Genomic DNA, 24,379 nt, shown 5'->3' on the forward strand with positions numbered 1-24,379 from the left:
AGGCGAAGGACAGGCCGGATGCAGACAGCTCAGAGCCGCAGATCGAAACGGGGCCGCAGGGCCTTGCTCCGCCCCGTTCCCGCGGCTTTGACGGCCCTCGCCCTGCTTGGCGCCTGCGAGACGGTGCCCCCGGCAGAGACGGCAGAGAGCGCAGCACCCGAGGCCTGCCCCAATGCGGCGGCCTGCGACATTGCCTCGCTGATCGCCGACGAGCTCTGGGCCGACAGGGCGAGTGGCGAATACCACGACATGCGCGTCGAGCGGGTCGAGGCGCAGGGGCCGGTCGTGCTGGTCGAGATGCGCTTTCCCTTCTCGAGCGGCGATCTTGCCCGCTCCAATCTCAATAAGGCACAGCTCCAGCGGGTCATCACCGAAGAGTTCACCGCCGATTTCTGCGACGGCTCGGCAGAGGCCGAAGCCTTCATGGCGCTCGGCGCCAAGTTCCGCCTGCGGTATCTCACCAGCAACCGCGTGCTCTTCTACGACCACACGATCGAGAGCTGCTGATGCGCATCACCTGCCCCTGCTGCGGAGAGAGGGACCGGCGCGAGTTCACCTGGATGGGTGCCGCGCTGGAGCGCCCGAGCAATCCCGCCTGGGGCGAGGAATGGCACGCCTATATCTTCCTGCGCGAAAACCCCGCCGGCCCGCTGGCCGAGCTGTGGCATCACGGCCCCTGCGGCACGATGGTGCGGGCGGTGCGGGATACGCGAACCCATGAGATGCTGAACGCCGGGGAGGCACCATGAGGCTTGCCACCGGCGGCATGATCGACCGCGAGACGGAGCTGACCTTCCGCTTCGACGGGCGCATCCTGAAAGCCCATCCGGGCGACACGGTGGCCTCGGCGCTGCTGGCGGCGGATATCAAGCTGGTCGGCCGGTCGTTCAAGTATCACCGCCCGCGCGGCCTGCTGACGGCGGGGTCGGAAGAGCCGAACGCGCTGGTCACCGTGGGCAGAGGCGCGGGGCGGGAGCCGAACGTGCGCGCCACGGTGCAGGAGGTGTGGGACGGGCTGCAGGTGCACAGCCAGAACCGCTGGCCCGCTCTCAGCCTCGACGTGCTCTCGGTGAACGATCTGGCGGCGCCCTTCTTCGGGGCGGGCTTCTACTACAAGACGTTCATGTGGCCCCGGAAGGCCTGGGAGGCGGTCTACGAACCCTTCATCCGCCGCGCCGCTGGGCTTGGCGCCCTGCATCGCCAACCCGCCGAGATCGACGACGAGAAGGCCTTCGCCTTCTGCGACCTGCTGGTCATCGGCGGTGGCCCCGCCGGGCTGATGGCGGCGTTGGCCGCCGGGCGGGCCGGGGCAAAGGTGATCCTGGCGGAGGAAGAGGCGGCGCTGGGCGGCCGCCTTCTGGCCGAGCGCGAGCATGTCGGCGGGCAGCCGGGGGCGGACTGGGCGGCGGAGATCGCTGCCGAACTGGAGACGATGCCGAACGTGCGCATCATGACGCGCACCGCCGTGACCGGCGCCTATGACGGCGGCACCTATGGCGCGCTGGAGCGGGTGGGCGCCCATCTGGCGCCGGCGGAGCATCGGCCCCGCTACGCCTTCTGGCGCATCGCGACCAAGCGCGCCGTGCTGGCCGCCGGGGCTCTGGAGCGGGCGATGACCTTCCCCGGCAACGACAGGCCCGGCGTGATGATGGCGGGCGCCATGCGCGCCTATCTCAACCGCTGGGCGGTGACGCCGGGCAAGGAGGTCGCCATCTTCGGCACCGGCGCCGGAGCGCGCGCCACAGCCGAGCAGCTGCTCGACGCCGGGGTCACGGTGACCGGGCTGATCGACCCGGACCCCGAGGCGCGCGACGCGCCCGATTACCCCGTCTTCTCCGGCGGACGCATCCTCGCCACCTACGGGCAGCTTGGGCTGAACATGGTGAAGGTCTCTCACGGCCTCGTCGAGCAGAACATTCGCGCCGATGCGCTGGCGATGTCCGGCGGCTGGAACCCGCAGGTCAACCTCGCCTGCCATCAGGGCGCCAAGCCCCGCTGGGAGGCCGGCCTCGCCGCCTATTTGCCGCCGGAGGGCGCGATCCCCGGCATGAGCTATGCCGGCGCGGTGCAGGGCAGCTTCAACACCGCCGCCTGCCTGGCAGAGGGCTGGCGCGCCGGGGCCGAGGCGGCGGGCGATCTCGGCTTCAGCGCCCCTGCGCCGGACCTGCCCGAGGCCGAAGAAGAGGCCTGGCCCGGGCCTTCGTCCTGGGTGTTCGAGGGGCCGGGCCGCGCCTGGCTCGATTTCCAGAACGACGTCACGGTGAAGGACGTCAAGCAATCGGCGCAGGAGGGCTTCTCGGCGCCCGAGCACATGAAGCGCTACTCGACGCAAGGTATGGCGACCGATCAGGGCAAGATGTCCAACGTCAACGCCCTCTCCGTCCTCGCCGCCGCCATCGGCCATCCCGACGGCCCGGCGGGCACGACGACCTACCGCCCGCCCTTCGTGCCAGTGCCGATCTCGGCCATGGGTGCTGGGGCGCGGGGCGAGGGCTTCGCGCCGGTGCGCCGCACGTCCTCCGATGCCGCGGTGCGGGCGCGGGGGGCACCGATGGTCGAGGCGGGGCTCTGGTACCGGGCCAGCTATTTCCCGCATGGCGGCGAGACCGGCTGGCAGCAGGCCTGCGAGCGCGAGGTGCGCATGGTGCGCTACAAGGTGGGCGTCAGCGACGTCTCCACCCTCGGCAAGATCGATGTGCAGGGCCCGGATGCCGCCGCCTTCCTCGATTTCGTCTATACCGGCGCGATGTCGACGCTGAAGCCGGGCCGCGTGCGCTACGGGCTGATGCTGCGCGAAGACGGCATGGTCATGGACGACGGCACCTGCGCGCGGCTGGGCGAGAGCCATTACCTCATCACGACCACCACCGCCGCCGCCGGCCAGGTGATGCGGCATTTCGATTTCGTCTCGCAGGTGCTGCGTCCCGATCTCGACGCGAGCTACACCTCCGTCACCGAGGCCTGGGCGCAATTCGCCGTGGCCGGCCCGCAGGCGCGCGCACTGCTGCGCACGCTGGTGGAGGAGCGCGAGCTGCTGGAGATCCCCTTCATGGGCGTGGCGCCCGTGACGGTGATGGGCGTCGAGGGGCGGCTCTTCCGCATCTCCTTCTCGGGCGAGCTCGGCTTCGAGATCGCCGTACCAGTGGCCCGCGGCGCTGCACTTTGGCGGCTGATGGTGGCGCAGGCAGAGAGCCTCGGCGGCGGGGCCTACGGGATGGAGGCGCTGAACGTTCTGCGGATCGAGAAGGGCTTCCTGACCCATGCCGAGATCGACGGACGGGCGACGGCCTATGACGTCGGCCTGCAGGGCATGATGAGCATCAAGAAGGATTTCATCGGCCGCGCCGCCGCGTCTCGCCCAGGTCTGTTGGATCCGAACCGCGAGCGGATGATCGGGCTGAAGCCGGTGGACGGTGCCGCGCTGCATGCCGGCGGTTTCCTTTTCGCGCGGGGGGCGGCGGCCGAGCGGGTGAATGCCGAGGGATATGTCACCTCGGCCTGCCACTCGCCGACGCTCGGCCGCGATATCGCGCTGGCCTTCCTCAGGAACGGGCCGGAGCGGCTGGGCGAGGTGGTGCGCTTCGTCGACCATCTGCGCGGCACCGAGGCGCTCTGCCTGGTGTGCGACCCTGTCTTCTTCGACCAGAGCGGAGGGCGGATGCGTGCCTAGGCTCTTTCAAGCGCCTGCCTTCGCCGAGCTGCCCGGCCTGCCAGGGCTGACTCTGGCAGAGGGCAAATGGGGTGACGTGACCGAGATTGCGCCCTTCAAGGGCAAGGCCGAGGCCGTGTCCGCCGCCCTGAGCGAGGCGCTTGGCCTGGCCTTTCCGGCACCGGGCGAGGCGCTGTCGGCCAAGGGCGTGCGGCTGCTCTGGGTGGGCCCGGGCCGGGCGCTGCTGATCGGCGCGGCGGTGCCGGAAGGGCTGGCAGAAGACGCGGCCCTGACGTCGCAGACGGGAGCGCAAGCGGTGCTGGTGCTTCAGGGAGCTACAGTGGAGGCGGTTCTGGCGCGGCTGGTGCCGGTGGACCTCTCGCAGGAAGCCCTGCCTGTTGGCCGGACTGCGCGCACGCTGGTGGGGCACATGACGGCCTCGGTGACGCGGCTGAGGGCGGATGTTCTGGAGCTCGCGGTGATGCGCTCGATGGCCGGCTCGCTAGTGCACGACGTGGAAGAGGCGGCACGGAAGGTGGCGGCGCGGCCTTGAGGGCGGTGGGCGGCTGGGGCGGAGCTTGCTCTATCTCGGATTGCGAGGCTCTCGGAAGACGGTAGGGGTGAGAGGCCATCTCTCACGCCGGCGCGTGTGAACGGGCCGGCGCTCGCGCGGCGGCCTGACGGCCTTGATTCCGCGCTTGGGAAATAGCGGCGAAGTCAGGAGTGCCCGAACCGCCCTTAGCCCTCAGAGGCTCTGATACCGCGCCTTCGCGCCCCGTTCGATGGCCGCCGCATGCAGCCGGTCGATGCTCAGCTCGTGGCGGGTCTCTTCCAGCATCCGGGCCTCCGCCTGGCCGATCTTGCCGTCGGCGGCGGCCACGTCGCAGGCCAGGGCATAGGCCGTCTCGTAGAGCCGTTCGGGCAGGGCGTCGCGGATCAGGCCGAAGAGCGCGTCGAGACCGTCCTCCTGCTCGAGCAGATCGAACACCATCTCGCTGACGCGCGGCACGGCGCTGCCATCGTAATCGGCGAAGACGGGCAGGTGATCGAGGATCGTCTGGATCTGCAGCAGTTCCGAGGTGCGGATGTTCTCGTCAGACGCCGAGACGGCGATCATCATCGCCACCAGCGCATCGGCGGGCGTGAGCGGGCTGTCGTCGGTCATGAGCGTCTCCTTGGTTAGGGGCACATTTATTGACGCCCCTGCCGCCCCGCAATAGGGATGCGCCGCGCCGGCGACCTGCCTGGGCGCAGCGATGGAGTGTGAGATGGCGGATCTGCGAGACGTGGCGATGGACAGCAAGGCCTGGCCCTTCCAGGAGGCCCGCGCCCTGCTCAAACGCTATGAGAAGGCTCCGCCCGAGAAGGGCCATGTGCTGTTCGAGACGGGTTACGGACCCTCGGGCCTGCCGCATATCGGCACCTTCGGCGAAGTCCTGCGCACCACGATGATCCGCCGCGCCTTCGAGGTGATCTCCGACATCCCCACCCGGCTCGTCGTCTTCTCCGACGACCTCGACGGGATGCGCAAGGTACCGGATAACGTACCGCAGCAGGACCTCCTGAAGGAGAACCTTCAGCGCCCGCTCACCTCCGTCCCCGACCCGTTCGGCGAGTTCGACAGCTTCGGCGCGCATAACAACGCCATGCTGCGGCGCTTTCTCGATACCTTCGGGTTCCAGTACGAGTTCATCTCGTCGACGGAGTTCTACCGCTCCGGCCAGTTCGACGAGACGCTGCGCCGCACGGCCGAGCGCTATGACGACGTGATGAAGATCATGCTCGCCAGCCTGCGCGAGGAGCGCCAGCAGACCTATTCCTGCTTCCTGCCGCTCCACCCCGAGACCGGCCGCGTCCTCTACGTGCCGATGAAGGAGGTGAACGCCGCCGACGGCACCATCACCTTCGACGACGAGGACGGGAAAGAATGGACGCTCCCCGTCACCGGCGGCAACGTGAAGCTGCAGTGGAAGCCCGATTTCGGCGCCCGCTGGGCGGCGCTGGGTGTCGACTTCGAGATGTATGGCAAGGACCACAGCACCAACACGCCGATCTATGACGGCATCTGCGAAGTGCTGGGGGGGCGCGCGCCCAATCACTACACCTACGAGCTCTTCCTCGATGAGAACGGCCAGAAGATCAGCAAGTCGAAGGGCAACGGTCTGACCATCGACGAATGGCTGACCTATGCCAGCTCGGAGAGCCTGAGCTATTACATGTTCCTCAAGCCGCGCACCGCGAAGCGGCTGCACTTCGATGTCATCCCCAAGGCGGTGGACGAGTACCACCAGCAGCTGCGCGGCTATGCCGGGCAGGACGAGACCCAGCGGCTGGCCAACCCGGCCTTCCATATCCACGGGCACAACGTGCCGGCCTCGACCATGGTCGTGCCCTTCGCGATGCTGCTCAACCTCGCCTCGGTCGCGGGGGCGGAGAACAAGGAAACGCTTTGGGGCTTCATCCGCCGCTATGCGCCCGAGGCCAGCCCAGAGGGGAACCCCGATCTCGACGCCGCCGCCGGCTTCGCCGTGCGCTACTACCAGGATTTCGTGAAGCCCGCGAAGAGCTACCGCATGCCGGACGACAAGGAGCGGCTCGCGATGGAAGACCTGCTCCGCCAGCTCGAAGAGTGGCAGGGCGAGGCCGACCCCGAAGCGCTGCAAAGCATGGTTTTCGCCGTGGGCAAAGAGCATGGCTTCGAGCCGCTGCGGGCCTGGTTCAAGGCGCTCTACGAAGTGCTGCTCGGCGCCAGCGAGGGGCCGCGCTTCGGCGGGTTCATCGCGCTCTATGGCGTTGAAGAGACCAAGGCGCTCATCGTGAAAGCCCTGAAGGGCGACCTCGTTCAGGCGGACTGAGCCAGCCTCCACCACTTGCCCCAGCGTTTCGCGAGGGCCTTCGGCGCCTCGGCATAAAGCCGGGCGCCGAGGGCGAACGCCTCGACCTCCAGCCGCTTGGCCTCCTGGCTGAGAACCTCGCGGAGGTGGGCGGACTGTTCGCCTGTAAGGCCGGCGAGCTCGATCTGCGGGGCCAGAACATCCAGATCGTTCCGCTCGCCGAGCAGGTCCGACAGATGCGAGGCAGCAGCGACATGCGGCGCCATCATCTGCGGCCAGACCGGTGAGAGCAGGCGGGCATGGTACCAATGGTGCTTCGCCAGCTTGCGCCACTCGTGCAAGTCCTCCGGCGTCCGGTCCTCTCGCGCCGCGGCCATGGAGTTCCGGCCGCCGTCGAAGCTCGCCCGCAGGCCCGGTGCGAGCGCACCCCAGCCCTTCCTGGAAAGCGACCAGTCCGGCACGCGGGTGCGCGCGGCCTCGAGCCTGAGGCGGCATTCATCGAGGCGACCGGCGGCTTCGGGATCGGTCCGGGCGGCGTCTCGCGCCTCCTCTAGATGCCGGCGCAGGCCGAGCGTGCGGCGCCCGTCGAGCGAATCCACCGCGACGATGCGCTCGTAGCTTTCCAGCACTGCGGCGCTGTCGCGAAGGGGAGAGAGAAGGCGAGCGGCATCGCGGAAGGCTGCGTTCTCGGCCTTGTAGCCGTCGAAACTGCCGCGGACGAGGCGGAGCAGCCCCCGCAGCTTCTTCATGCGCTTGCGCACGTCATGCACCGCCGCTTCGTGGGACATCTCATCGCTGGTCAGCGAGGCGAGGGCGCCGGTGATCTGGTCGTCTGCCACGCGGCGAAGGAAGGCGGTGGCGGTCTTGTCAGCAGGATTCCAGCGGTAACTCATGACAGGCGAATGCGGGGCCGGCGAGGCGGGTTCCCCCCGGGGCGCCACCGGAACCGGCCAGCGGCGCGCGCCGTTGGCAGACATGAGTTCAGGACGGCCAGCAAAGGGAGGCCAGGCATGTCACAGACATCCATCGCGCAGGCCCTGATCGACAGCCAGGGCGAGCTTTATTCCGAGGCGATAGGCGCCAACATCGCCCGCGACACGCCGCAGGAGCTGTTTCACTGGCTCATCGGCAGCGTCATGCTGTCGGCGCGCATCGCGTCGGGCAACGCCGTGCAGGGCGCGGCGGCGCTGCGCGAAGCCGGGCTGCACAAGATCGACGCCATCCTGAAGGCCGACGGGGCGCAGATCGTGCGCGTGCTCAACAAGAACGGCTACGCGCGCTACGACGAATCCACCGCCGACTACATTCGCGACAATGCCCGCTTCGTGGAAGAGACCTACGGCGGCGATATCAGGGGGATGCGCGAGGGCGACGTGCTGAAGAACCTGCAGCAAATCAAGGGCATCGGACCGGCGGGCGCAGAGATCTTCGCCCGCGAGGTGCAGCTCGTCTGGGATGAGTGCTACCCCACACTCGGCAAACCGGGCGCCAAGGCGGCCAAGAAGCTGGGCCTGCCGGAGGCGTCAGAGGCGCTGGCCGATCTGGCAGGCGGGCGCGAGGCCTTCGTGCGGCTGGTCGCGGCGCTGACGCGGGCCTCGCTCGAAGGCCCGTCGGAGGCGGTGTAGGCGGAGGCCTGAGGGGGGCGGGCCGCGCGATGACGCGCCCGTGAAACTCTCGTGTGCCTTCTCCCGTGTCTTCCCTAACGTTAGCCCAAGGGAGATGCCCCATGATCCGCAAGACGGCCCTGCGCCTCGGCCTGCAAGGCGCGCTCGCTGCCCTCGCCCTCATCGCCACGATCTGGGTTGCGGCCATGCCGCTGCCCGCCGCCGCCGAGGCGGAGGAGGAGATCGGCGACGTGATCACCGACCAGCTCGCCGCCTTCAACGACCGCGATGTCGAGGCTGCCTGGGCCTTTGCGAGCCCCGGCATTCAGGCGATCTTCGGCTCGCCGCAGAATTTCGGCCGCATGGTCGAGAGCGGCTATCCGATGGTCTGGACGAACCGGGGCGCCCGCATGGTCGACCAGAACGAGATCGGCGGGGCGCTGTGGCAGAAGGTCTTCGTCACCGATGCCGAGGGGGTGACCCACGCGCTGGCCTACAAGATGGTCGAGCTGGGCGGTGAATGGCTCATAGACGCCGTGATGATGCTGCCGCCGCCGGACCTCGGCGTCTGACGGCCGCTGCCCCGGCCCGCTCCCGCCCACCCACCCCGCGCGCCGGGGCAGCGGCCTGCGGCTCGCTCGGGTCAGGGTGTCTGGGGCAGAGGCCAGAGCGCCTGCGGTGGCAGGTGGAGGCTCACAAGATCGCCTTTGGCGAGCCCTGCCGCCTCGGCGGGTGGCCAGAGCGCCGTGAGACGCTGGCCCTCTGCCTCCAGCCGCAGACGAGTGGCGGTGCCGAGGAAATCCGCCGACATCAGCCGGGCGGTGACCGGGTTGTCCCCGGGGCCGGGGCGGATGCCTTCGGGGCGGATGGTCAGCGTGGCGGGCCCGTGGACGGGTTGGTCGAGGACGAGCTGTCCGAGGGGGCAGGCGAAGCGCTGCCCGTTCCCCTCTCCGGGCAGAAAGGTCTCGCCGCCGAAGAAGCGGGCGACGGCTTCGCTGGCGGGCCGGGCGTAGAGCTGGGGCGCCGGGCCCTCCTGGGCGATGCGGCCATCCAGCATGAGCGCAAGATGGTCGGCGAGCGAGGCTGCCTCCTCCTGATCGTGGGTGACCAGCAGCATCGTCGTGCCCGTCTCGCGCTGCAGCTCGCGGATTAGTTCGCGCATACCGCTGCGCAACGAGGCGTCGAGGCTGGAGAGCGGCTCGTCGAGCAGCAGCACCTGCGGCTGCAGCACCAGCGCCCTTGCCAAGGCGGCGCGCTGGGCCTGCCCGCCCGACAGCTCAGCCGGGCGGCGCGCACCAAGGCCGGTGAGGCCGGTGCGGGCCATCATGTCTTCGACGCGCCGCCTGATCTCGGCGACGGGGCGGCGGCCCATGCGCAGGCCGAAGCCGATGTTCTCCGCCACGCTCATCTTCGGGAAGAGATGCGGCGACTGGAACACCATGACGGTGCCGCGCCGCTCTGGCGGCAGGCGCGTGATGTCGCGCTCGCCGATGCGCACGGTGCCGGCCTCGGGCGCCAGCAGCCCGGCGGCGATGCGCAGCGCGGTGCTCTTGCCGCTGCCCGAGGGGCCGAGAAGGGCGGTCAGTCGCCCCGGCTCGGCGCTGAGCGACAGGCCGTGGAGCACTGGCGTGCCGGCGTAGCTGTGGCGCAGCCCGTCGAGCTGCAGGCGCGCGGGTTCCGTCATTGCGGCACCTCCGGCGCCAGGCGGCGGGAGACCAGCGCCAGCGCGGCGAGGCCGGGCACGAGGTAGATCAGCCCGATGGCGCCGGCGATGTCGCTGCGCCCCGAGGAGAGGAAGGCGAAGAGCTGCAAGGGCAGCGTCTGCACCTGGCCCGCGCCGATGACGAGCGTGGGGGCGTATTGGCTCCATGAGACGAGAAAGCCGAGCGCCCAGGCCGCGGCCAGCCCCGGCGCCAGCGCCGGCAGCGTTACGCGGGTGAAGGCGGCCGCGGGCGTGGCGCCGAGCGAGCGGGCCTGTGCCTCGTCATCGGGGTCGAGCCCAGCGAAGAGCGCGGTGAGCAGCAGCACGGCATAGGGCAGCACCGGGATGAGATGCACGAGTGTCACGCCGGTGATCGTGCCGGTCAGATGCGCCCGGGTGAAGAGCCCCTGCAGCCCCATGGTGATGGCCAGCCCGGGTACGAGCACCGGAGCCAGGATCAGCAGCAGCACCGCGCCGCGCCCCGCGAAGCGCCGCTGGCCGAGGGCGCGGGCGGCGGGCAGGGCGAGCACCACCGCGGCAGTGGCGGAGAGCGCGGCGATGAGGGTGGTGACCGCGAGGCTGCTGAGCACGCCGCCGGCGGGGGAAAGGGCGTAATTCCAGGCGGAGAGGCTCAAGCCCGAGGGGAGGAGATCGGGGAAGAACCAGCCGCGGGCGAAGGACCAGGGCAGGAGCGGCAAGAGCGGCAGGAGCAGCAGGAACGCCGCGAGCCAGATGAGGGCGGGTCTCATCGCGGGGGTCCCGGGCTTTGCGAGGGGTGGCGGACGGCCGGGGGCCAGCCCCCGGACCCCCGAGGTATTTTTGGCCAGATGAAGGAGGGGGCGGGGGGAAGGGTGGCCGGTGTGGGGGCGGGGAAGAGCGGGCAGGACATCATTGCCGGGCCTTGGCGGCGAGGCCGACGAGCGCCGCTGCTACGAGAGCGGTCAGCAGGGCGAGGGCCATCGCCTCTGGCCGCTCGGCCAGGGAGGTGGCGGTCATCTTCTGCCAGGCCAGCACGGGCAGGGCGAGCGGATGCGAGGCGCCCAGCAGGGCCGGCAGCTCGTAGGCGCCGAAGGCGAAGGCGAAGCTGATGGCGCTGGCGCCAGCGATGGACGGGGCGAGCATGGGCAGGGTGACATGGCGCAGCGCCTGCCACCGGGTGGCGCCATGGCTGCGCGCCGCCTCGACCGGGCCGGCGCCGAGGCTGGTGAGGGCGGAGAGGGTAACGAGGGCGATGAATGGCACCTCCTTCACCCCATAGGCGGTGATGACACCGATGGCCGCCCTGTCCCAGACCAGAGGTGGGAAATCGGCGGGCAGGTCGATCCAGCCGAGGGCGGCGGCGGCGCGGGCGATCAGGCCCGATTGCGACAGCAGCAGCAGCACCCCGGCGCCGGCCAGCAGATGCGGCAGGGTCAGGTTCACCTGCACCAGCAGCCGCGCCAGACCGGCGCCGCGAAATGGCCGGGCAAGGCCCAGGGCCAGCGCGGTGCCGAGGAGAGCCGAGAGCGCCGTCGAGACCCCGGCGATCCAGAGCGACAGGGCGAGCGCGCGCCAGGTTTCTGGCGCCCCGAGGGCCGAGCGCCAGGCGGCGAGCGACCAGCCCTCCATGCCGATCTCGGGCATGTGGCCGAGGCTGCGGCTGGCGCCGAAGACCAGCGCCCCGCCGAAGAGGGGCACCAGCACGAGCAGCACCGGCGCGAGCAGAAGGTATGTCGGCGCCTTCCGCATCGCGCCGCGCTACTGGTTGCCGACGTTGGCGATCCAGCCCGCCTCGATGGCGGCGATCCAGTCGGCGCTCAGCTCGGGCAGCGCATGCTCGGCCAGCTCGGCGGTGGAGACGACCGAAGGGTGCGAGGGCAGCGCGGTGAAGGCCGCCTGCAAGTCCTCGGGCAGTCTGTCTTCCAACAGCACCGGGGCGGCCCCCCAGACCTCGGGGCGCGCCTTCTCGAGCTGGGCCTCGGGCGAGAGGATGATGTTCTGCAGCACCAGCGCCGCCGCCTTGTTGGCCGCGTTATAGGGGATCAGCGTGTAGTTTGTGTTGGCGAGCGTGCCGCCCTCCAGCCCGTAGCTGCGCACCGTCTCGGGGAACTGGCCGGCCTCGACCCCGGCGCCGAACTGGCTGGGGTTGTACTCGAAGCTGAGGGCCACCTCGCCATTGGCGAAGAGCTGCTGCAGCTGGGTGATCGAGGTGGGATAGGTCTGCCCCTCGCGCCAGAGGCTGGGCTCGAGCTCGTTGAGCAGCGCCCACGTCTCGCCGGCCACCTCGTCGAAGACCTGCTGGTCGAAATCGCCCAGCAGCCGCTCCGGCCCGCCGGCGACCTCGTAGAAGACATGGCGCACGAAGGCGGCGCCGTTGAAATCGGGCGGGGCGGGATAGGTGAACTGGCCGGGGTTCTCACGCGCGAAATCGAGGATCGCCTCGATCGAGCGGGGCGGCTCATCCAGCCGGGCGCTGTCATAGGCGAAGGCGAATTGCGCGCCCGACCACGGCACCTCGCAGCCCTCCGTGGCCAGCCCGAAGTCGTAGGCGATGGCGGGGCTCTCCCAATCGACATACTCTGCGTTGGGCAGCAGATCGGTGTAGCCGCAATAGGCGAGATCGGCCTCCATCATGGTGCGGAAGTTCTCGCCGTTGATCCAGATGAGGTCGACCGCGCCCTCGTCGTCATTCCCCGCCGCCTTCTCGCCGAGAACGAGGTTTACCGCCTCGGTCGTGTCGGCCACGCCGACGCGGTTGAGGGTGATGTCGTACTCGGCCAACTGGCCGCCCAGATACTCGCTGACATAGCGGTTGATGTTGTCGGCCCCGCCCCAGAGGAAGAAGTTCACCTCTCCGCCCCTCGCCTGCTCGACGATCTCGTCCCACGACAGATCGGTGAGGTCCTGTGCGGTGGCCGCAGCGGGCAGGAGGGCGGCGGCGAGGGCGAGAGAGCGGAGCATGGCGGGCCTTTCGATTGTGCTGGCGCCACAGACACATGCGCCGTGCCGCGGTGCAAGAGCATGATGCCCTCCACGCGCTTTCGTGAGGCGCGGCTGGCCGGCAGGCCGGACAAACGGGCTACCGCTTGCGGCAGTAGAGCTCCAGCTTGTGGCTGACGATCTCATAGCCATGCCGCCGCGCGACCTCGCGCTGCAGCCGCTCGATCTCGGCCGAGACGAATTCGATGACATCGCCGGTGTCGAGATCGACGATATGGTCGTGATGCGGCGAATCCGATGTCTCGAAGCGGCTCGGCTCGCCGTCGAAGCTCAGCCGCTGCACCACGCCCCGCTCCGACAGGGCGGCAAGTGTGCGGTAGACGGTGGCGAGCGAGACCGAGGGCTCTTTGGCCTGCACGCGGCGGTGCAGCTCGGGCACGTCTGGGTGATCGTCGGAGCTGGCGAGCACCAGCATGATCGCGCGGCGCTGGCGCGTCACGCGCAGGCCGGCGGCGCGGAGCGCCTCGTCATGATCTGCGATGGGGGCTTGCTCTGCCATGCCGCGATCTTAGGCGCCGCGGGCAGCACGATCCACCGGCATTCTGCCTGACTTCGGGAGCGGGATCAGGGAACGGGCTTGTCCTGCAGCACGCGCCGCGAGGCCGAGGCGAATTCGCGCGACCAGAGCACCCACATCGTCAGCAGCGTGGCGATGACCAGCGGCACCGCCCCGATCAGCCAGGCCACCGTTGCAAGGGCGAAATACATCGCGCGAAGGCCGCGGTTGAAGTTCCACGCCGCGCGAATGTTGAGCTCGGCCGCCTGAGCGGCCCGGGCCTCGCCGCCTTCGGCCCCGCCTTCATGGGGGACGGAGCCCATGACGATGGCGCAATAGCCGAAGAGCCGGTGCGACCAGACGAACTTGAGAAAGGCCTGGGCGAGGAACAGCGCCACGGCCAGAAGCTTCAACTGCCAGAGCAGCGCCGGCGCGGTCTCTTGCCCCAGCTCCTGCGCGACATCTTCCAGCGGCGCGGTGTTGCCCACCAGCGCCAGCACGGCACCGATGGCGAGTAGCGAGGTCGAGGCGAAGAACGATGTGCCTTGCCGCAGGGTGCCGAGCAGCTGCGCGTCAAAGATACGGTTCGAGCGCCGTGCATATTGGCGCATCCATTCGCGCCGGTAATCGACCATCAGCACGGTGACAGAGGGCGTGCCCCCCGGATGCTCGATCCGCCAGCCGATCAGCAGATAGCCGGCGAAGAGCAGCGCCAGCGCCGCGAGATCGTAGGGAATGATGAGGGAGACGACGTGATCGAACTGCATGGCGCGAGCTTCGCCCGACCGCCGGCCCGGCGCAATGGCGCTGAGACCCGCGGCAGCGGAGAAGCCCGCGCGACTTGCGGCGGTGCGGGGCGCGGCCTAGCCTTTGGGCAGAGGAGGAACACCCCCATGCAGATGCCCGTGCCCGACGCTGCCATCCTCTCGCGGAAGGCGCAGATCACCGCCCGGCTCGAAGCGGCCCTGCCCGGCGCTGTGATCTCCGACCCCTCAGAGCTGCGGGCCTATGAATGCGACGCGCTCACCGCCTATCGCTGCCCCCCGCTTGCCGCCTTGCTGCCCCGCACGACGGAGGAGGTCGCCGCCGCCCTGCGCATCTGCTTCGAAGAGGGCGTACCGGTGGTGCCCCGCGGCGCCGGCACCTCGCTGGCGGGCGGGTCGCTGCCCACGGCGGATAGCGTGATCCTCGGCCTCGCCCGCATGACCCGCGTGCTTGAGGTCGATTATTCCGACCGGCTGATCCGCGTGGAGACGGGGCGCACCAACCTCTCCGTCACCGGCGCGGTGGAGGAGGCGGGCTTCTTCTACGCGCCCGATCCCTCCAGCCAGCTCGCCTGCGCCATCGCCGGGAATATCGCCATGAACTCCGGCGGCGCGCATTGCCTGAAATACGGGGTGACGACGAACAACCTTCTGGGTGTGACGATGGTCACCATGGAGGGTGAGGTGGTGGAGATCGGCAGCGGGGCCATGGATGCGCCCGGGCTCGATCTTCTGGGCCTGATCTGCGGCTCCGAAGGGCAGCTCGGGGTCGTGACGGAGGCGACCTTGCGCATCCTGCCCAAGCCCGAGGGCGCGCGGCCGGTGCTGATCGGCTTCGACAGCTGCGAGACGGCGGGCGCCTGCGTCTCCGCCATCATCCGCGCCGGGCTTCTGCCCGTGGCCATCGAGTTCATGGACCGGCCCTGCATCGAGGCGACGGAGGCCTTCTCCGGCGCCGGCTACCCGATGTGCGAGGCGCTGCTGATCGTCGAGGTCGAGGGCAGCCCGGCGGAGATCGACGCACAGCTGGCCCGCATCGGGGAGATCGCGAAGGGCTTCAACCCCGTCGAGCTGCGCGAGGCGGCGGATGCCGACGAGGCGGCGCGCATCTGGATGGGTCGCAAGAGCGCCTTCGGGGCGATGGGGCAGATGGGCGATTACATCTGCCTCGACGGCACAATCCCGGTCAGCGAGCTGCCCATGGTCCTCCGCCGGATCGGGGAGCTGGCGGCGGCGCGGGGGCTGAAGGTTGCCAACGTCTTCCACGCCGGCGACGGCAACATGCACCCGCTCATCATCTTCGACGCCAACGCGCCGGGGCAGCTCGAAGAGGCCGAGGGCCTCGGCGTTGAGATCCTGACGCTCTGCGTCGAAGCCGGCGGCTGCCTGACCGGCGAGCACGGGGTGGGCGTGGAGAAGCGCGACCTGATGGCGGTGCAATACGGGGAGGCCGACCTGGAGGCGCAGATGGCGGTGAAGGACGTCTTCGACCCGCGCTGGCTTTTGAACCCCGCGAAGGTGTTCCCCCTTGCCGCCTCGGAGCGGCGTCGGCAGGGGGGCCAGCCCCCCGTCGCCCTTGGCGACTCCCCCCGGGATTTTTGAGGAGCAAAGACAAGCGTGTTGCGGCCGGGGAGTGAAGAGGAGCTGGCGGAGCTGCTGGCCGGGCGGACTGCGCCGCTGAGCGTGGGCGGCGGGTTCACGCGCGGGATGGCGGTGGAGGGCGAGCGGCTGACGGTTGCGGGGCTCTCGGGCATCCGCCTGTACGAGCCGGGCGCGCTGACGCTGGTGGCGGGGGCGGGCACGCCGCTCGCCGAGGTCAAGGCGGCGCTGGCGGCGGAGGGCCAGCGGCTCGCTTTCGAGCCGATGGATCACCGGGGGCTGCTCGCCAGCCCCGGCGAGCCGACGATCGGCGGCGTGGTGGCGGGCAATGTCTCTGGCCCCAGGCGCGTGGTGGCCGGGGCGGCGCGGGATTTCTGCCTTGGGCTGCGGTTCGTCGACGGGCGGGGGCGCATCGTGAAGAATGGCGGGCGGGTGATGAAGAACGTCACCGGCTATGACCTCGTCAAGCTGATGGCCGGCAGCCGCGGGCAACTGGGGGTGATCACCGAGGTGTCCTTGAAGGTGCTGCCGGTGCCGGAGACACAGGTGACGCTGGCGGGCGAGGGCGGGGTGCCGGTGCTCGCGGCGGCGCTGGGCTCGCCTTTCGAGGTGACGGGGGCTGCTGTCTCGGGAGGGCGCACGCTGATCCGGCTGGAGGGGCTGGCGGAGAGCGTGACCTACCGGCGGCAGGCTCTGGTGCAGCGGCTCGGCGGTGAGTGGGAGACCGTCGAGGGCGAAGCCAGCGCCGCGCTTTGGCGAGAGGTGCGCGATGTGGCGCCGTTCCAGCGGCGGACGGGCGCCGTCTGGCGGGTCTCGCTGCGGGCGAGCCGGGCCGAGGCGTTGCTGGCAGAGCTGAACGGGCCGGAGGCGGTGATCGACTGGGGCGGCGGGCTGCTTTGGCTGCTGATCGAGGGCGACGGGCGGGCCGAGGCCCTGCGCGCCGCCGTGGCCCGCGCCGGCGGCCATGCCACGCTGGTGCGGCGGGGCGGGGTGCCGGACGACGTGCCCGCGTTGCCGCCCGAGAGCCCCGGCGTGGCGAAGCTGAGCGCGGGGCTGCGGCACGCCTTCGACCCGCGCGGGATCTTCGGGGGAACAGCCTGATGCAGACGAACTTCACGCCCGAGCAGCTGCAAGACCCCGGCACCGCGCGGGCCAACGAGATCCTGCGGGCCTGTGTGCATTGCGGCTTCTGCACGGCGACCTGCCCAACCTATCAGGTGCTCGGCGACGAGCTCGATTCTCCCCGCGGCCGCATCTACCTGATGAAGGACATGCTGGAGAACGAGCGGGTGCCCGATGCGAGCACGGTCAAGCATATCGACCGGTGTCTGTCTTGCCTCGCCTGCATGAAGACCTGCCCCTCGGGCGTGCATTACATGCACCTCGTCGACCATGCCCGCGCCTATATCGAAGCGCGCTACCGCCGCCCGTGGCCCGACAGGGCGCTGCGCTGGGCGCTTGCGCGCATCCTGCCCTATCCGATGCGGTTTCGCGCGGCGCTTGCGGCGGCGAAGCTGGCGCGGCCGGTGAAGGGGCTCCTGCCCGACGCGCGGCTGCGGGCGATGGTCGATATGGCGCCGAAGCGCCTCCCCCCCGTCAGCCGCAACGACGATGCGCAGGTCTTTCCGGCCATCGGCGCGCGCAAGAGGCGCGTCGCGCTGATGACCGGCTGCGCGCAGAAGGCGCTGAACACCGACATCAACGACGCGACCATCCGGCTGCTGCGCCGGCTGGGATGCGAGGTGGTCGTCGCCAAGGGGGCCGGCTGCTGCGGGGCGCTGACGCACCACATGGGGCAAGAGAGCGCGGCTCATGCCAGCGCGCGGCGCAACATCCGCGCGTGGCGAGCAGAGGGCGCGCTCGATGCCATCGTCATCAACACCTCGGGCTGCGGCACGACGGTGAAGGATTACGGCCACATGTTTCGCGAGACGGATCTGGCGGAGGAGGCCGCGGCGGTCTCGGCGCTGGCCTGCGACATCACCGAGCTGCTGGCCGAGCTGATGCCGGTGGCCCCGGTCGCCCCGCTGCAGACGGCGCGGCAGGGCGTGGCGGGCACGGATGGGCAGGCGCCGCGGCCCCTCGGCCATGAGGGGCTGCGCGTGGCTTATCACGCGGCCTGCTCGCTGCAGCATGGGCAGAAGGTCAAGGCGGCACCGAAGGGGCTTTTGCGCGCCGCGGGCTTTCAGGTGGTCGAGCCGGTGGACAGCCACCTCTGCTGCGGCTCGGCCGGCACCTACAATCTGATGCAACCGGAGATCGCTGGCGAGCTGAAGGCGCGCAAGGTGGAGACGCTGAAGGCAACCGCGCCGGATGTCATCGCCGCCGGCAACATCGGCTGCATGATGCAGATCGGCAGCGCCGCCGGGGTGCCGGTGGTTCACACGGTCGAGTTGCTCGACTGGGCGACAGGCGGGCCCAAGCCACGGACGATGGACGCATGACCGAAGAGGAGCTGACGGGCGGCAATACCAGCCGCGTGGTGCGTGTGGGCGAGACGGTGCGGCGCTCGATGGGCTCGCGCCGGGCCTCGGTGCACGGGCTGCTGCAGCATCTGGAGGCGAAGGGGTTTGCCGCGGCGCCCCGCTTTCTGGGGATCGACGCGGAGGGCCGGGAGATCCTCTCGCTACTGCCGGGCGGCGCGGCGCCGGCGGACCTACTGGAGCGCCTGGATGTGCTGGACGCGGCGGGGCGGCTCTTGCGAAAGCTCCACGACGCGACCGCAGACATGGAGTTCGGCAGGGCCGAGGATTGGCCCCGGGCCGACATGGCTCGGGCGGAGGTGATCTGCCACCACGACTTCGCGCCGTACAATCTGCTCTTCGAGGGCGGTCTGCCGAGCGGCACCGTCGATTTCGACCTCGCCGGCCCCGGCGCCCGGCGCACCGATCTGGCCTATCTCGCCTGGTGGCTCTGCCCTTTTGGCACCACCGACCAAGATCTCGCACCGAAGACCCAGGCCGAAGTGGCGGCCGGCGCGCCCAGGCTCCAGCGCCTCTGTGCCGCATACGGCCTACCAGCGGATGTGGCCCTGTTGAACGAAGTGCAGGCCGTGCTCCACCGGATGGGAGACCGCGCCGCCGTGGCCTCCGGGCTTGGCGAGGCCGTGGCCGAGACGCTGGCGGCGGAGGGTCACCTGGCCTTCTGGCAGCGCGAAGCGGCGGGGTTCGAGCAGCTCCGCCCGGCGCTGGAGCGGGCACTCTAGCCCGGGGGCGCGGCGCCGGCGCCACAGGCTCGCGCAAATCCGCCGCCTGCCCTTTGGGCGCCCCATTGCTGCCCCTGCCGGCACGGTAAACCCGGCCCATGTTTCGCGCCCTCGCCACCGCCTTCGCCCTCTTCGCCACGCCCGCCGCCGCGCAATCGGCTTTGACGTCGCTGCAGACGATGGACGACGCGCGCGGCTGGGAGGCCGTCGGCCGCCTTGATATCGCGGGCGAGGGCTTCTGCACCGGGGCGCTGATCTCCGAGACGCTGGTGCTGACCGCCGCCCATTGCCTCTTCAACGCGCGAACCGGCGCCCCCATCGCGCCCGAGCGCATCGCCTTTCGTGCCGGGTTGCGCGGCGGTCGGGCGCTGGCGGAGCGCGGTGTGCAGCGCACGCTGGTGCATCCCGATTTCCGGCAGGACGATAGCGTCGACCGCACGCTGCAATCGGCCAATGACCTGGCGCTGCTTGAGCTCGACCGCCCGATCCGCACACCGCAGATCCAGCCGTTCGACCTGTCGCAGCCGGCCGGGGCCGGGGCCGAGGTGGGCATCGTCTCCTACGCCTTCGACCGGGCGGAAGAGCCATCGCTGCAGGAGGTCTGCGGGCTGATCGGCGAGGTCTCGGGCGTGCTGGTGATGAACTGCGATGTCGATTTCGGCTCGTCTGGCGCGCCGGTCTTCACCTTCTCCGCTGCCGGGCCGCGGATTGTCTCTGTCATCTCGGCCAAGGCAGAGATGGAGGCGGAGCGCATCGCGCTTGGCGCGGCGCTGGCCGAGGCGCTGCCCGAGCTGCTCGACCAGATGGCCCATGGCGCCGGGCTTGTCGCCTCTGGCGGGCCGGGCCGCGTGGTGGTGGGTGAGGGCCGGGGCGACACGGGGGCGAAATTCGTGCGGCCCTGACTGCGCGCGCCCCTCTTGAACCGCCGGATCGCCTGCCTAAATCCCTTTCGCGAGACGCCGCTTGCCGGGTCTCGCCGCAACCCTGGCCTCGTCCACTTGGAGAGGCCGCATCGCATGTGTCGCTTCACTGGAGGATACCCCTATGCGCACGTATGACTTTTCCCCGCTCTACCGCGCCAGCGTCGGCTTCGATCAGATCGCCGAGATGATGGACCGCGTGATGGCCAGCGAGCCGCAGGCCAACAACTACCCGCCCTACAACATCGAGAAGACCGGCGATGACGCCTGGCGCATCTCGATCGCCGTGGCCGGGTTCGCCGCCGACGAGCTGAACGTCGAGGCCCGCGAGAACGCCCTCGTCATCACCGCCCGCAAGGACGGCGACGAGACCGAGCGCCGCTACCTGCATCGCGGTATCGCCACCCGCGCCTTCGAGCGCCGCTTCACGCTGGCCGACCACGTTCGCGTCACCGGCGCCGCGCATGAGAACGGCATGCTGCATATCGACCTGGTGAAGGAGGTGCCCGAGGCGCTGAAACCCCGCCAGATCGAGATTTCCCGCGGCGGTCGCCGTGCGGAGCAGCTGGAGGCCGAAGCGGTCAGCTGATCGCGCTTAGGCTGACTTGAGCGGGGGCGGGCCAGAACGGCCCGCCCTTTTCGTATGTGCCTCAGGCGGTGCGGATGGCGCGGCCCACGGGGGTCTCCGTCGTCCCGGGCAGCACGCCCTCTGCCGGCAGAAGCGGCGGCTGCGCGAGGAAGCGCGGCACGGTGCCGTGGTGCGGCTGGGCGGCGTGGACGAGGAACGGATGGCAGAGATAGACCGTCCCCGCAGGGCCGGTTGCCAGTGCCTCCGGCAGGTCCGCCGTCTCCTCAAAGCCGTTCGCCGCGAGCTCTCGCAGACTGAGGCCCTCGTCCCCATGAGGGGCGAGCTGGCGGGCGATGCTCAGATGCGAGCCGAGGCGCAGGCGGGTGGGGGCATCGGCCTTGCCGACATCGGAAAAGAGGAACAGCATCAGAAGAGCCCGCCCCTTCGAGGCGTGGTTGACCCGCCAGTTGAGGAAGTCCGGGTCCTCCGTTCCGAAGCTCATGTCGACATGCCAGCCGGCATCGCCCGGGTCGGTCTCGCTGGGAAAGCGCAGCGCGAAGGTGCCGAGACCGCCCTGTGGTTGCCAGAGGCCCGGGCCGGCGAGCTGCTCGAAGGCCGCGTGGAGCTGCGGGGTGTTGGCCGCCTCGCGGAACGGCGGCAGGGCGAGATGGGGCAGGCGGATGACCGGCTGCGTCCAGGTCGCGGGATCGTCCGGGTTGGCGCCCGAGGCGCGCCAGAGGATATGGGCGCAGGCGGCGATGAGAGCTGGCGGGATGGCGCCATCGAGGCGCAGGTAGCCCTCACGCTCGAAGCGCAGGAGGTCGTCAGCCCCGAAGGGCGCGGAATGATCTTGCATGGAAATGTCCAGAACTTGCCCGCCGGCGGGGCCGGGGGCGAACAGAGCCGTGGCGCGCGGGGCGCGCCGGTGAGGCGGAGCCTCAGGCTCGGATGATTGTCTGGTGCATCATGTACATGGGGTCATGCTAGGCGGAGCGGGCGTGGCGCGTCAATGCAGTGGTGCGCCACGGAAATCCTCTTGCTCAGCGGCTGGGGAAGAGCGGAAACCATATGGTTTCCGCCTTCGATTTCCATATGGAAATCGGCGCTCGGGTCAGTGCGCCTCCGCCCAGTTCATGCCGATACCGCCATCCACGATCAGCGGCACATCGAGCGCCACGGCCGGGTCGGCGGCGTTCTCCATCACCTCGCGGGCGCGGGCGATGAGCGCCTCCTCGTGGCCCTCTTCCACCTCGAACAGCAGTTCGTCATGCACCTGCAGCAGCATCTTCGCCGGCATCCCCTCGATGGCGGCATCCATCCGCGTCATCGCGCGGCGGATGATGTCTGCCGCCGTGCCCTGAATGCGGGCGTTGATGGCGGCGCGGCGGGCGAAGCCGGCGTGCGGTCCCGAGGCGTTGATCTCGGGCGTGTGGATGCGCCGGCCGAAGAGCGTCTCCACCCGCCCATTCTCCTTCGCGAAGGCGACGCTTTCGTCCATGTAGGCGCGGATGCCGGGGAAGCGCTCGAAGTAACGGTCGATGAACCCCTGCGCTTCGGCCCGCGCGATGCGCAGGTTGCGGGCGAGGCCGAAGCCTGAAATGCCGTAGATCACCCCGAAGTTGATCGCCTTGGCCTGCCGGCGGATCTCGGGCGTCATCTCGTCCATCGGCACGTTGAACATCTCGCTGGCCGTGGCGGCGTGAATGTCCTGCCCCTCGGCAAAGGCCTCGCGCAGGGAGTCGATCCCCGCGATATGGGCGAGGATGCGCAGCTCGATCTGGCTGTAGTCGAGCGACACCAGCACATGGCCCGGCTCGGCGATGAAGGCCTCGCGGATGCGGCGACCTTCCTCGGTGCGCACCGGGATGTTCTGCAGGTTCGGGTCGGTCGAGGCGAGGCGGCCAGTGTTGGCCCCGGCGATGGAATAGGAGGTGTGGATGCGCCCGCCCTCGTCAATATGCTCCTGCAGGCTGTCGGTATAGGTGCTTTTCAGCTTCGAGATCTGCCGCCAGTCGAGGATCAGCCGGGGCAGCTCGTGGATGGTGGCGAGATCCTCCAGCACATCGGCGCCGGTGGAATAGGCGCCGGTCTTGCCCTTCTTGGGAGTCTTGCCGTCGGGCAGCTCCAGCGACATTTCGTCGAAGAGGATCTCGCCGAGCTGCTTTGGCGAGCCGACGTTAAAGGGCCGGCCCGCCAGCTCCTGAATCTCGGCCTCCAGCCCCGCCATCTTCTGTGCGAAGGCGTTGGACATGCGCGAGAGGTGGTCGCGGTTCACCTTGATGCCGGCCCGCTCCATCCGGGCGAGAACCGGCACCAGCGGCCGCTCCATGCGCTCATAGACGCGGGTGACCTTGGCCGCGTGGAGGCGCGGTTTGAAGGTTTGCCAAAGGCGCATCGTCACGTCGGCATCTTCGGCGGCGTATTTCACCGCCTCGTCGATCGGCACCTTGTCGAAGGTCAGGGCCGATTTGCCAGTGCCGAGCAGCGATTTGATGGGGATCGGCGAATGCGCCAGGTAGCGCTCGCTCAGCTCGTCCATGCCGTGATTGTGCAGGCCGGCATGCAGCGCGTAGCTCATCAGCATGGTGTCGTCGATCGGCGCGACCTCGATGCCGTAGCGGGCGAAGATCTTCGCATCGTATTTCATGTTCTGGCCGATCTTGAGGATCGACGGGTCTTCCAGCACCGGCTTGAGGAGGTCGATGGCTTCCGCCATCCCCATCTGCCCCTCGGCCAGCTTGTCGGAGCCGAAGAGTCCCTCGTCGGAGCCGCTCTCCTTGTGGGTCAGCGGGATGTAACCCGCGAGCCCGGGCGAGACGCAAAGCGAGATGCCCACCAGCTCGGCCCGCATTTCGGAGAGCGAGGTCGTCTCGGTGTCGATGGCGACATGGCCGCGCTCGTAGATGGTGGCGATCCAGCGACCGAGGGTTTCGGCGTCGCGGATGCACTCATACTCGGACGGGTCGAAGGGCGGCGGCGGGATTTCCTCGCGGGCGCTCTCCTCGGTGGTCGCGGCGGGTGGCTCTGGCACCTCGTCTGCCGCGACGCCGAACTTGTCGGCCACACGCTTGGTGAGGGTGCGGAACTCCATCTCGGCCAGAAAGCCCAGCAGCACCTCGGTGTCGGGTTCCTTCACCTCCAGCTCGTCGAGCGTGACATCGCAGGCCATGTTGCAATCGAGGGTAACGAGCTGGCGAGAGATGCGGATCTGCTCGGCATTGTCGATCAGCGTCTGCCGGCGCTTGGGCTGCTTGATCTCTTCGGCGCGCGAGAGGAGCGTGTCGAGGTCGCCGTATTCGTTGATGAGCAGGGCGGCGGTTTTCAGGCCGATGCCGGGGGCGCCGGGCACGTTGTCGACGCTATCGCCGGCCAGCGACTGCACGTCGACCACGCGGTCGGGATAGACGCCGAACTTCTCCAGCACGCCCTCGCGGTCGATGCGCTTGTTCTTCATCGGGTCGAACATCTCGACGCCATCGCCGACGAGCTGCATCAGGTCCTTGTCGGACGACACGATGGTGACGCGGCCCCCGGCGTCGCGCGCGCGGCAGGAGAGGCAGCCGATGATGTCATCGGCCTCGAAGCCCTCAATCTCGATGGCGGGGATGTTGAAGGCCCGCGTCGCCGTACGGGTGAGCGGGAATTGCGGCACGAGGTCTTCCGGCGGCGGCGGGCGGTGCGCCTTGTACTTGTCGTAGATCTCGTTGCGGAAGGACTTGCCGGAATAGTCGAAGATGGCTGCCACGTGCGTGGGAGCGTCGGCGCCCTGATTATCCTCGACCATCTTGAAGAGCATGTTGACGAAGCCAGAGACGGCCCCCACCGGCAGTCCATCGGACTTCCTCGTGAGCGGCGGCAGGGCGTGGTAGGCGCGGAAGATGAAGGCCGAGCCGTCGACCAGCATCAGATGGTGGCCCTTGCCGAAATTGCTCATGATGGGGACTCCCTTGGCTCAGCTCAGAGGTGCCACAGGGGGCGCCGAAGGGCCAGAGGGCAGGGGCGGTGCCTCCTCTCCGACCTCTCCGCTCTTTCCCACGCGCGGAATGAAGGGCTTCAGGC

23 protein-coding genes are annotated in these 24,379 nt (G+C 69.6%); 13 read left to right on the forward strand and 10 right to left on the reverse strand.

The annotated features are described in order from the left end of the window. Window positions 1–87 precede the first annotated feature (87 nt). Genes ACXN5S_RS17440 through ACXN5S_RS17455 form a run of 4 tightly spaced genes read left to right on the forward strand, consistent with a single transcriptional unit; the run spans window position 88 to window position 4,202 of the window. On the forward strand, window positions 88–507 hold the full coding sequence (locus ACXN5S_RS17440) for a hypothetical protein (RefSeq protein ID WP_458606749.1): 420 nt from the start codon (window positions 88–90) through the stop codon (window positions 505–507). Next, window positions 507–749 (forward strand): sarcosine oxidase subunit delta, encoded by a 243-nt coding sequence (locus ACXN5S_RS17445; protein ID WP_458606750.1) that lies wholly within the window; start codon window positions 507–509, stop codon window positions 747–749. Before ACXN5S_RS17440 ends, ACXN5S_RS17445 begins: the two co-directional genes overlap by 1 nt. Next, on the forward strand, window positions 746–3,670 hold the full coding sequence (locus ACXN5S_RS17450) for a sarcosine oxidase subunit alpha family protein (protein WP_458606751.1): 2,925 nt from the start codon (window positions 746–748) through the stop codon (window positions 3,668–3,670). Before ACXN5S_RS17445 ends, ACXN5S_RS17450 begins: the two co-directional genes overlap by 4 nt. After that, complete coding sequence (locus ACXN5S_RS17455) at window positions 3,663–4,202, forward strand: sarcosine oxidase subunit gamma (RefSeq protein ID WP_458606752.1); 540 nt, start codon at window positions 3,663–3,665, stop codon at window positions 4,200–4,202. Before ACXN5S_RS17450 ends, ACXN5S_RS17455 begins: the two co-directional genes overlap by 8 nt. A gap of 192 nt (window positions 4,203–4,394) precedes the next feature. Here ACXN5S_RS17455 and ACXN5S_RS17460 read toward each other — a convergent pair whose 3' ends face one another. Next, complete coding sequence (locus ACXN5S_RS17460; protein WP_458606753.1) at window positions 4,395–4,814, reverse strand: tellurite resistance TerB family protein; 420 nt, start codon at window positions 4,812–4,814, stop codon at window positions 4,395–4,397. A 103-nt stretch (window positions 4,815–4,917) separates the two neighbouring features. On the opposite strand from ACXN5S_RS17460, the gene ACXN5S_RS17465 reads away from it, so the two are divergent. Beyond that, window positions 4,918–6,504, forward strand: a complete 1,587-nt coding sequence (locus ACXN5S_RS17465) for a lysine--tRNA ligase (protein WP_458606754.1) — start codon at window positions 4,918–4,920, stop codon at window positions 6,502–6,504. Here ACXN5S_RS17465 and ACXN5S_RS17470 read toward each other — a convergent pair. After that, window positions 6,492–7,376: a CHAD domain-containing protein gene (locus ACXN5S_RS17470; protein WP_458606755.1), complete on the reverse strand. Its 885-nt coding sequence runs from the start codon at window positions 7,374–7,376 to the stop codon at window positions 6,492–6,494. The two genes, ACXN5S_RS17465 and ACXN5S_RS17470, sit on opposite strands and share 13 nt — an antisense overlap. A gap of 117 nt (window positions 7,377–7,493) precedes the next feature. On the opposite strand from ACXN5S_RS17470, the gene ACXN5S_RS17475 reads away from it, so the two are divergent. Together ACXN5S_RS17475 and ACXN5S_RS17480 are read left to right on the forward strand one after the other, a co-directional pair. Further along, a complete protein-coding gene (locus ACXN5S_RS17475; RefSeq protein ID WP_458606756.1) occupies window positions 7,494–8,108 on the forward strand; it encodes an HhH-GDP family DNA glycosylase in 615 nt (204 codons plus the stop codon). A gap of 101 nt (window positions 8,109–8,209) precedes the next feature. Continuing rightward, window positions 8,210–8,659, forward strand: coding sequence for a DUF4864 domain-containing protein (locus tag ACXN5S_RS17480; RefSeq protein WP_458606757.1), 450 nt, complete (start codon window positions 8,210–8,212; stop codon window positions 8,657–8,659). 71 nt (window positions 8,660–8,730) lie between these two features. Here ACXN5S_RS17480 and ACXN5S_RS17485 read toward each other — a convergent pair whose 3' ends face one another. The 6 genes from ACXN5S_RS17485 to ACXN5S_RS17510 form a co-directional block, all read right to left on the reverse strand. Next, window positions 8,731–9,771, reverse strand: a complete 1,041-nt coding sequence (locus ACXN5S_RS17485) for an ABC transporter ATP-binding protein (protein WP_458606758.1) — start codon at window positions 9,769–9,771, stop codon at window positions 8,731–8,733. After that, complete coding sequence (locus ACXN5S_RS17490) at window positions 9,768–10,538, reverse strand: ABC transporter permease (protein WP_458606759.1); 771 nt, start codon at window positions 10,536–10,538, stop codon at window positions 9,768–9,770. Before ACXN5S_RS17490 ends, ACXN5S_RS17485 begins: the two co-directional genes overlap by 4 nt. Before the next feature lie 139 nt (window positions 10,539–10,677). Beyond that, window positions 10,678–11,517: an ABC transporter permease subunit gene (locus ACXN5S_RS17495; protein ID WP_458606760.1), complete on the reverse strand. Its 840-nt coding sequence runs from the start codon at window positions 11,515–11,517 to the stop codon at window positions 10,678–10,680. A gap of 9 nt (window positions 11,518–11,526) precedes the next feature. Then, window positions 11,527–12,729 (reverse strand): ABC transporter substrate-binding protein, encoded by a 1,203-nt coding sequence (locus ACXN5S_RS17500; RefSeq protein ID WP_458606761.1) that lies wholly within the window; start codon window positions 12,727–12,729, stop codon window positions 11,527–11,529. Window positions 12,730–12,847: 118 nt separating this feature from the next. Continuing rightward, window positions 12,848–13,267 carry a Fur family transcriptional regulator gene (locus ACXN5S_RS17505; RefSeq protein WP_458606762.1) on the reverse strand — a complete coding sequence of 140 codons (420 nt, stop codon included), beginning with the start codon at window positions 13,265–13,267 and terminating at the stop codon, window positions 12,848–12,850. Between the two features lie 65 nt (window positions 13,268–13,332). Then, window positions 13,333–14,031, reverse strand: a complete 699-nt coding sequence (locus ACXN5S_RS17510) for a DUF599 domain-containing protein (RefSeq protein WP_458606763.1) — start codon at window positions 14,029–14,031, stop codon at window positions 13,333–13,335. 126 nt (window positions 14,032–14,157) lie between these two features. Here ACXN5S_RS17510 and ACXN5S_RS17515 point away from each other — a divergent pair, with 126 nt between their 5' ends. The 6 genes from ACXN5S_RS17515 to ACXN5S_RS17540 all read left to right on the forward strand — a co-directional run bounded on the left by ACXN5S_RS17515 (window position 14,158) and on the right by ACXN5S_RS17540 (window position 20,341). After that, the gene (locus tag ACXN5S_RS17515) at window positions 14,158–15,630 is read left to right on the forward strand and encodes an FAD-linked oxidase C-terminal domain-containing protein (protein ID WP_458606764.1); all 1,473 of its coding nucleotides are present in this window, start codon (window positions 14,158–14,160) and stop codon (window positions 15,628–15,630) included. Window positions 15,631–15,648: 18 nt separating this feature from the next. Continuing rightward, complete coding sequence (locus ACXN5S_RS17520) at window positions 15,649–16,728, forward strand: FAD-binding protein (RefSeq protein ID WP_458606765.1); 1,080 nt, start codon at window positions 15,649–15,651, stop codon at window positions 16,726–16,728. Then, entirely contained in the window at window positions 16,728–18,071 is a 1,344-nt protein-coding gene (glcF, locus tag ACXN5S_RS17525; protein ID WP_458606766.1) for a glycolate oxidase subunit GlcF, read from the forward strand. Before ACXN5S_RS17520 ends, glcF begins: the two co-directional genes overlap by 1 nt. Then, window positions 18,068–18,832, forward strand: coding sequence for a phosphotransferase (locus tag ACXN5S_RS17530; RefSeq protein ID WP_458606767.1), 765 nt, complete (start codon window positions 18,068–18,070; stop codon window positions 18,830–18,832). Before glcF ends, ACXN5S_RS17530 begins: the two co-directional genes overlap by 4 nt. A 98-nt stretch (window positions 18,833–18,930) precedes the next feature. Continuing rightward, window positions 18,931–19,734 carry a trypsin-like serine peptidase gene (locus tag ACXN5S_RS17535; RefSeq protein WP_458606768.1) on the forward strand — a complete coding sequence of 268 codons (804 nt, stop codon included), beginning with the start codon at window positions 18,931–18,933 and terminating at the stop codon, window positions 19,732–19,734. 142 nt (window positions 19,735–19,876) lie between these two features. Beyond that, window positions 19,877–20,341, forward strand: a complete 465-nt coding sequence (locus tag ACXN5S_RS17540) for an Hsp20 family protein (RefSeq protein WP_458606769.1) — start codon at window positions 19,877–19,879, stop codon at window positions 20,339–20,341. Between the two features lie 61 nt (window positions 20,342–20,402). On the opposite strand, the gene ACXN5S_RS17545 is transcribed toward ACXN5S_RS17540, so the two are convergent. After that, window positions 20,403–21,176 carry a phytanoyl-CoA dioxygenase family protein gene (locus ACXN5S_RS17545; protein ID WP_458606770.1) on the reverse strand — a complete coding sequence of 258 codons (774 nt, stop codon included), beginning with the start codon at window positions 21,174–21,176 and terminating at the stop codon, window positions 20,403–20,405. A 255-nt stretch (window positions 21,177–21,431) separates the two neighbouring features. Then, on the reverse strand, window positions 21,432–24,254 hold the full coding sequence (gene polA / locus ACXN5S_RS17550; RefSeq protein ID WP_458606771.1) for a DNA polymerase I: 2,823 nt from the start codon (window positions 24,252–24,254) through the stop codon (window positions 21,432–21,434). Between the last annotated feature and the right edge of the window lie 125 nt (window positions 24,255–24,379).

Source organism: Pseudoroseicyclus sp. H15, assembly GCF_054353345.1.